We start from the raw sequence: 7,840 nt of genomic DNA, 5'->3' as shown, positions 1-7,840 counted from the left end.
GTGCCGAAATTCTGCACGGAGACGTCATGATAGCCGAGCTTGGCGAGCGAATCGCGAATCTGCGGAACATCCGCCGCCTGACGGTAATTGACCTCCATCACCGTGCCGCCGGTGAAATCGACGCCGAAATTCAGGCCCTTCGTGATCAGGAAAAACACGGCGAACAGGAACGTGATGCCCGAGATCACGTTGAACGCCAGTGCGTGGCGCATGAAGGGGATGTCTTTTCTGATCTTGAAAAATTCCATGACGCGTCTTATCCCGTGGCCGAACTCGTTTCTTTCCAGGCGGTATTGCCGATCGGAATTTTCTCCAGCTTGCGCCGGCTGCCGTATATCAGATTGACCATGCTGCGTGACACCATCACCGCGCTGAACATGGAGGTGAGGATGCCCAAGCACAACACGACGGCAAAACCTTTTATCGGACCGGTACCGAACATGAACAGCGCCAGTCCCGCGATCAGGTTGGTGACGTTGGAGTCGAGAATGGTGCCGAAGGCCCGTTCGTAGCCGGCGTAGATACTGGCCTGCGGTGTATTGCCGTTGCGCAGTTCCTCGCGGATGCGCTCGTTGATCAGCACGTTGGCGTCGATCGCCATGCCGACGGTAAGCGCGATACCGGCCATGCCGGGCAGCGTGAGGGTGGCCTGCAGCATCGACAACAACGCCACCAGCAGCAGCACGTTGACGGCCAGCGCTATAACCGATATCAAACCGAAGATGACATAGTAAACGCCCATGAAAACCGCGATCGCGGCGAAGCCGACCCAGGTCGAATGGAAGCCCTTGGCGATGTTATCCGCGCCGAGGCTCGGACCCACGGTGCGCTCCTCGATGATCTCCACCGGCGCGGCAAACGCGCCGGCCCGCAGCAGCAGCGAGAGCTCATTCGCTTCCTGCACGGAATCGAGGCCCTCGATCTGGAAACGCTTGCCCAGTTGCGAACGGATCACCGGCGCCGTGATCACTTCTTCCACGCGTTTGCTCACGCGCATGGCACGGCCATTGGCATCCAGTACCGGCTTGCCCTGCTCATCGAGTTTGGGTTCGGACTTGATTTCGATGTATACCACCGCCATGCGCTTGCCGACGCTCTCGCCGGTGACGCGCTGGTTGATGGCCGCGCCGCGCGCGTCAAGGCTGATCGAGACGATCGCGCTGCCGCTCTGACTTTCGAAACCCGGTGCGGCATCCACGATGTTGTCGCCCGAGTAGATGAGTCGGTTCTTGAGCAGGATCGGACGCCCGTCGCGCATCTTGTACAGCTTCGACCCGGCCGGGACCTGCCCGGCGAGCGCTCCGGCCAGATCATGCTCCTCGTCCACCATCATGATCTCGAGGGTCGCGGTGCGCCCGAGGATTTCCTTGGCCTTGGCGGTGTCCTGCACGCCGGGCAGCTGCACCACGATGCGATCCTGCCCCTGCTGCTGGATGATCGGTTCGGCCACGCCCAATTCGTTGACGCGGTTGCGCAACGAGTTCATGTTCTGTTCCAGCGCAAACCGGCTCTTTTCGAACACAGCGGTTTGCTTCATTTTCGCGTTAATGGCGAAGTCGCCGCTACGATCCGCGTCGACAAGTTCGACGTCCGGGAGCTCCTTGCGGAGAATGTCACGCCCCTTGTCGCGCTCGGCGCCGTCGCGGAAACGGATCTCGACGCCGCCCCGGTCGAAGCGGGTCACCGTCAGATACTGCACCTTTTTCTCGCGCATGACGCGGCGCATGTCGTCGACGTAACTCTCCTCCGCCTTCTTCAGCACCGCCGCCATGTCCACCTGCATGAGGAAATGCACGCCGCCGCGCAGGTCAAGACCGAGGTACATGGGCTTGGCGCGCAGCGCCTCGAGCCATCCCGGCGTGGCCGGCAGCAGGTTCAGGGCGACGATGTATTGCTCGCCCAGGGCCTTCTGCACTAGATCGCGTGCCCGTAATTGCGTTTCCGTGTCCGTGAAACGGATCCGCGCGCCCTTGTCGTCGAGCACGGCGCTTACGTAGGAAATATTCGCCTGCTTGAGCTGGTTCTCGGCAAGGGCCAGCAAGCCCCGATCGACCTTGGTAGTACGCGTGGCCGAGATCTGCACGGCGGGATACTCGCCATAAAGATTGGGCAGGGCGTAGACGATCCCGACCAGGACGATGACGAGGATAAGCAGGTTTTTCCAGAGCGGGTATTTGTTCATTTAATTATTTTTGCCACAGAGAACACAGAGTTCACAGAGAAATACACCAACATTGCCTTCCCTCTTTTCTCTCCGAGCCCTCTGTGATCTCTGTGGCTGGAATTTTATTTTCAGACCGACTTGATCGTGCCCTTGGGCAGGACGGTCTGGATCGCCTGCCGTTGCACTTTAATCTCCACTCCCTCGGCGATGTCCACCGTCACGTAAGCCTCTCCGAGGTTCGTGACTCGTCCGAGGACGCCGCCCCCCGTCACGACCTCGTCACCCTTGGCAAGCGCGGCGATCATGGTCTTGTGTTCCTTGGCGCGCTTGGCCTGCGGGCGGATGAGAATGAAATAAAACGCGGCGAACAGCACGCCGAGCATGATGAGCGTCACGAACGGACTGCTTTGTGCCGGCGCACCGGCGGCGGCCGGGGCATCGGCCCAGGCATCGGAAATCAGAAAGTTCATGGTGTTTCCTTCGGTTATGTCAGTCGGATCCCGTCGGCTCCTCCAGGGAGGCGGCCGGGCGGCGCATAAGATAAAACTTCTCGACGAAATCATCCAGTTTTTTTTCTGCGATGGCCTGGCGCAGACCCTGCATCAGGCGCTGGTAATAGTGGAGATTGTGGATCGTGGCGAGCCGTGCGCCCAGAATCTCATTCGCCTGCTGCAGATGGCGCAGGTAGGCGCGGGTGTAGTGCCGGCAGGTATAGCAATCGCACAGCGGGTCCACCGGGCCGGTATCGCGGGCATAACGGCTGTTTTTGATCTTCACGGCCCCGTCATGGGTGAAAAGCCAGCCGTTGCGCGCGTTACGCGTGGGCAGCACGCAATCGAACATGTCCATACCGCGGCGTACCGCTTCCACGAGGTCCTCGGGTGTACCGACCCCCATCAGGTAACGTGGCCGATCGGCGGGCATCTGCGGCGCGATGTGGTCGAGAATACGGAACATTTCGCTCTTCTCCTCCCCCACTGACAGGCCGCCGATGGCGTAGCCGTCGAAACCGATCTGCTTGAGCCCGGTGAGCGAAATATCGCGCAGATGCTCGTACATCCCGCCCTGCACAATACCGAACAGTGCCGCGGAATGGTCCGCATGGGCGAGCTTGGAGCGCTCGGCCCAGCGCAGCGACAACTCCATCGAGGCGCGCGCTTCGGGCTCGGTTGCCGGGTGGTTCGTGCACTCATCGAATATCATGATGATGTCGGCGTCGAGCGCCTGCTGCATCGCCATCGACTCCTCCGGTCCGAGGAAGATTTTCGCCCCATCCACCGGCGACTGAAACCACACGCCCTCCTCATTCAGCTTGCGCAACTGTCCCAGACTCCACACCTGGAAACCGCCGGAGTCGGTGAGAATGGGGCCGTCCCAGTGCATGAAACGATGCAGTCCGCCGTGTGCTTTAATCGTCTCCACACCCGGACGCAGCATCAGATGAAAGGTGTTACCGAGAATGATTTCCGCCCCGCATTCGCGCAATTCTTCCGGCGTCATGCCCTTGACCGTGCCGTAGGTGCCGATCGGCATGAACGCGGGCGTTTCAACGGTACCACGTTTGAAAACCATGCGACCGCGGCGGGCGGTGCCATCGGTTGCCAGTAATTCGAATTTCAGGCTCATGTCGGGCGCCGATGGTAGCACAGCCGCGCTACTCGCTCGCCGATCGCCGCGCCCATGCCTTGACCGTAATGACTGTCACGTATATGGCGTAATAAAATGCAAAGTACTGGCAAAACAGCCTGTTGCTCGTTCGATTGGAACCGGCAACCGGGCTATGAGAAAATGCACAGACACTATAAAGCTCCATAGATACCCTCATGGAGCGGGAGGATGGTATGACCATCGTGCGGGCAATTTCCCGGATTATTTTTTTCTGTCGTCGTTATCACCAGAGTTGGATGTGTTTGCGCATCGCAGCCTGTGCCGTTCTGACAGCCGCGTTCTATTCACCTCACATCGCGGGTGCGACAATAGTGCAAATAGAGTCCAACCTCGGTGGCTTCAACGTCGAACTTTACGATACGCAGGCCCCGCTGACGGTCGCGAATTTTCTCAATTACGTCAACCGCGGCGACTACAATAACACCGTCATTCACCGCAGTGCGGTCTCCGGCACCCCTCCGGTCCCATTTGTGATCCAGGGCGGGGGTTACAGATGCTGTTTATTCGGGACACTCTATCACTTCCCAACGGATCCGCCCGTACTGAACGAGTTCGACCCGTCGCGCTCGAATGTGCGCGGTACCATCGCAATGGCCAAATCGGCTGATCCTAACAGTGCGACCAGTGAATGGTTTATTAACCTCGGTGACAACTCCGCCGCTCTCGACGATATCAATAACAGCGGCGGGTTCACCGTCTTCGGCCGCGTACTCGATCCGGGGATGAATGTCGTGGACGCGATTGCCAGCCTTCCGATTGTTCCCATCCCGGGATTTCCGGAGCTTCCCGGTATCAACGGCAATTTCGTGACCGTGACCCAGATATGCATCAACAATGACGGCGACGGCGCGTGCTCCGAAACCGAAGACCTGGCTCCCGGCGGCGATGGGAACGGAGACGGCATACCGGACCGCGATCAGGCTAACGTTACGACTATACAGACGCTGTTTGGCGCCACAGTTACATTCGCGGCGGAGCCGATGATGCGGCTAGATCCGGTTAATGCCGTGAGTGTGTCCACTGTCACCTCGCTGCTAAAAATGTTCAAATCGCCGCCGGATCAATCCGTATATTTCAACAACGGCATGTACACCTTTTCGATGACCGGTGTAATTGATACAGCAGGCAGCATTGTCACGATGTACGACCGTGCTTCTGCACGTCCCACACACTACTACGCCTTCGGCCCGACACCGGATAATCCTATGCCACACTGGTACGACTTTGCTTTCGATGGCGAAACCGGTGCCGAGATCATGAGCGATAGAATTATCCTGCATTTTGTCGACGGGAAACGCGGCGATAACGATCTCACTGCGAACAACAGCATCACCCACACGGGCGCACAGGCGGTGGTGACTGAAAACGCAAACTCTTCATCTCAGGCCGGGGGAGGATGCTCTATCGTGGCGCCGCCATCGCCAAACTGGCGTGGCGGTGATTGGATCGTGGTCTCCCTGTTTCTCGCCCTGCTGGCACTCATACGGAGACGTACCCGCAACAGTCGAATTCAGCGCGCTCCGCGCCAGAGAAACTCTGAATAAGCTCGAATCCGTTCGCTCTGCGCCTGCCGAAGGGGAACGGATTCGAGCGTAATCAACGGGGTTCTCGTTCATGCTTCGACAGGCTCAGCACGAACGGGAACTTGTTCAGAGCTTCCCTAGCGCGTCACAAACACAGCATCCCCGTAACTGTAAAATCGGTATTTATGTTCCACCGCGTGGCGGTAGGCGCTGAGCACATGCTCCGTGCCGCCGAAGGCGCACACCAGCATCAGCAGGGTCGATTCCGGCAGATGGAAATTGGTCAGCAGCGCGTCCACGATCCGGAAACGGTAACCCGGATAGATAAAAATTTCTGTCTCGCCTTCATAGGGTGTCACGCTTCCGCTGTCTGCCGCCGTCGCTCCCGGCGTCCTGCCTCCCGCGACATTGGCACGTCCCTGTGCGGCAGTCTCCAGCGCTCGCACCACGGTGGTGCCGACCGCCACGACGCGCCGCCCTTCCTGCTTCGCCGTATTGATTTTATCGCAGGTGGCCTGCGATACGCTGAGATACTCCGCATGCATGCGGTGCTCGCGGATATCATCCACACGGATCGGCTGAAATGTCCCGGCAGCGACGTGCAAGGTGACAAAGGCGGTCTCCACCCCCATTCCCTGGAGACGCGCGAGCATGGCCTCGTCGAAATGCAAACCGGCGGTAGGCGCGGCGACTGCACCAGGATGGTGCGCATACACCGTTTGATAGCGTTCGCTGTCGCTCGCATTGTCCGCACGTTCGATGTAAGGCGGGAGCGGAATATGACCGACACGCTCAAGAATCTCCGTCACCGTGGCATCCGTTTCGAATTTCAGATGGTAAAACTCCCCCTCGCGCTGCTGCACGGTCATGGTAACATTCCCTTCCAGAGAAAGTTTTTGTCCCGGCTTCGGCGGCTTGCTTGCACGTACCTGGGCCAACACATGATGAGCATCCAGAATACGCTCCACCAGCACTTCGATGCGCCCGCCACTGTCCTTGTGGCCAAAGAGGCGCGCGGGAATCACGCGCGTGTCGTTGAACACCAGCAGATCGCCTGCCCGCAGCAGCGCGGGCAGATCGGTAAAACGCAGATCGCGCCGGGCGCCGCTCGTGCCATCGAGGGCCAGCAGACGGCTGGCGGTGCGCGACGCTGCCGGATATTGCGCGATCAGATCGTGGGGAAGTGAATAATGAAAATCGGATTTCTGCATGTACTTTGACCAAGCCCCGCGTATGCTGCGCGGAAATGCCTCAACCGCCGTGAACGGTCGGCATACTATACTAAGTAGCCAGAGATAGTCTCGGAACCAACGAAAGGAACCATGCCCGGCACCCGTTACACACTTGAAGTTCAACCCGTCCTTCCGGAACGCCTGAAGCGCCTGCAGGAAGTAGCCAATGACCTGCTGTACAGCTGGGACCGGGAGGTACGCAGCCTGTTCTTCCGCCTCGACCGCGAATTGTGGGAAGCCTGCGGCCACAACCCCAAGGTATTCCTGCGGCGCGTGGCGCAGAAACGGCTGAACGAAGCCGCCGAGGACCGCGTGTTCATGGAGGACTACAACCGCGTCCTGTCGGGCTTCGACACTTACCATCAAGAACGCGCCCGCTCCGATATCCTCCAGTATCTCGATCCGAACGAGGATCTGGTCGCCTATTTCTGCGCCGAGTTCGGCTTCCACGAAAGCTTCCAGATTTACTCCGGCGGCCTCGGCATCCTCGCCGGCGACCACTGCAAGGCGGCCAGTGACCTGAATATTCCCTTTGTCGCGGTCGGCATGCTTTACCGGCAGGGCTATTTCACCCAGACCATCGACGCGCACGGCAACCAGGTGGCGCATTACGCGCCCACCCACTTCGGCGACCTGCCGATCTTTCCGGCGATTGACGCCGACGGCAAGGAAATCCACGTACAGGTCGACATGCCCGGCCGGCGCGTCATGCTCAAGGTTTGGAAGGCCAAGGCGGGCCATATCACCCTCTACCTGCTGGACAGCGATTTGCCGGATAACGCCGAGGCCGACCGGCGCATCACCTACCAGCTTTACGGCGGCGACAGCAACACGCGTATCCAGCAGGAAATCGTGCTCGGCATCGGCGGGGTGCGCGCCGTGCAGGCCGTCGGACTCAAGCCGACGGTGTGGCACATCAACGAAGGGCATGCCGCCTTCATGGTGCTGGAACGTTGCCGCGAGCACGTCGCCCTGGGCCTGGATTTCGACAGCGCCTTCGAGTTCGTAGCCACCAACACCATCTTCACAACCCACACCCCGGTGCCGGCCGGACACGATATCTTCGATCATCACATGATGGCGACCTATTTCTCCGACTTCGTGAAGCAGCTTGGCATCGACATGAACCACTTTCTGGGGCTCGGATCGAGCCCGAGCAGCCAGGGCGGATTCAACCAGACCGCGCTCGCGCTGCGTTGTTCGCGCTTCCGCAACGGCGTGTCGCGCATTCACGGCGAGGTGGCCGCGCGCAT

6 protein-coding genes and 1 pseudogene are annotated in these 7,840 nt (G+C 59.6%); 2 read left to right on the top strand and 5 right to left on the bottom strand.

Annotated elements, in window-relative coordinates:
- From ACC569_RS13265 to tgt, 4 genes and pseudogenes are all read right to left on the bottom strand, one after another.
- Window positions 1-248 (bottom strand): annotated as a pseudogene (locus tag ACC569_RS13265) (protein translocase subunit SecF); the annotation flags it as partial.
- 8 nt (window positions 249-256) lie between these two features.
- On the bottom strand, window positions 257-2,182 hold the full coding sequence (secD, locus tag ACC569_RS13260) for a protein translocase subunit SecD (RefSeq protein ID WP_372524009.1): 1,926 nt from the start codon (window positions 2,180-2,182) through the stop codon (window positions 257-259).
- Window positions 2,183-2,292: 110 nt separating this feature from the next.
- Window positions 2,293-2,634: a preprotein translocase subunit YajC gene (gene yajC / locus ACC569_RS13255; protein ID WP_372524008.1), complete on the bottom strand. Its 342-nt coding sequence runs from the start codon at window positions 2,632-2,634 to the stop codon at window positions 2,293-2,295.
- Between the two features lie 19 nt (window positions 2,635-2,653).
- Entirely contained in the window at window positions 2,654-3,784 is a 1,131-nt protein-coding gene (gene tgt, locus ACC569_RS13250; protein WP_372524010.1) for a tRNA guanosine(34) transglycosylase Tgt, read from the bottom strand.
- A 221-nt stretch (window positions 3,785-4,005) separates the two neighbouring features.
- Between tgt and ACC569_RS13245 the strand changes: the two genes are divergently transcribed.
- Window positions 4,006-5,376, top strand: a complete 1,371-nt coding sequence (locus ACC569_RS13245; RefSeq protein ID WP_372524007.1) for a peptidylprolyl isomerase — start codon at window positions 4,006-4,008, stop codon at window positions 5,374-5,376.
- A gap of 116 nt (window positions 5,377-5,492) precedes the next feature.
- Here the strand turns inward: ACC569_RS13245 and queA are convergent, their stop codons facing one another.
- Window positions 5,493-6,566: a tRNA preQ1(34) S-adenosylmethionine ribosyltransferase-isomerase QueA gene (gene queA, locus ACC569_RS13240; protein WP_372524006.1), complete on the bottom strand. Its 1,074-nt coding sequence runs from the start codon at window positions 6,564-6,566 to the stop codon at window positions 5,493-5,495.
- Between the two features lie 111 nt (window positions 6,567-6,677).
- Between queA and glgP the strand changes: the two genes are divergently transcribed.
- Window positions 6,678-7,840 (top strand): alpha-glucan family phosphorylase (gene glgP, locus ACC569_RS13235; protein WP_372524005.1); only part of this gene is annotated, 1,163 nt, incomplete at its 3' end.

The organism is Sulfuricaulis sp. (genome assembly GCF_041499725.1).
Classification (GTDB): Bacteria; Pseudomonadota; Gammaproteobacteria; order Acidiferrobacterales; family Sulfurifustaceae; genus Sulfuricaulis.
Note: the sequence above shows the minus strand (reverse complement) of the source record. Positions and strands in the feature narration are given on the sequence as shown.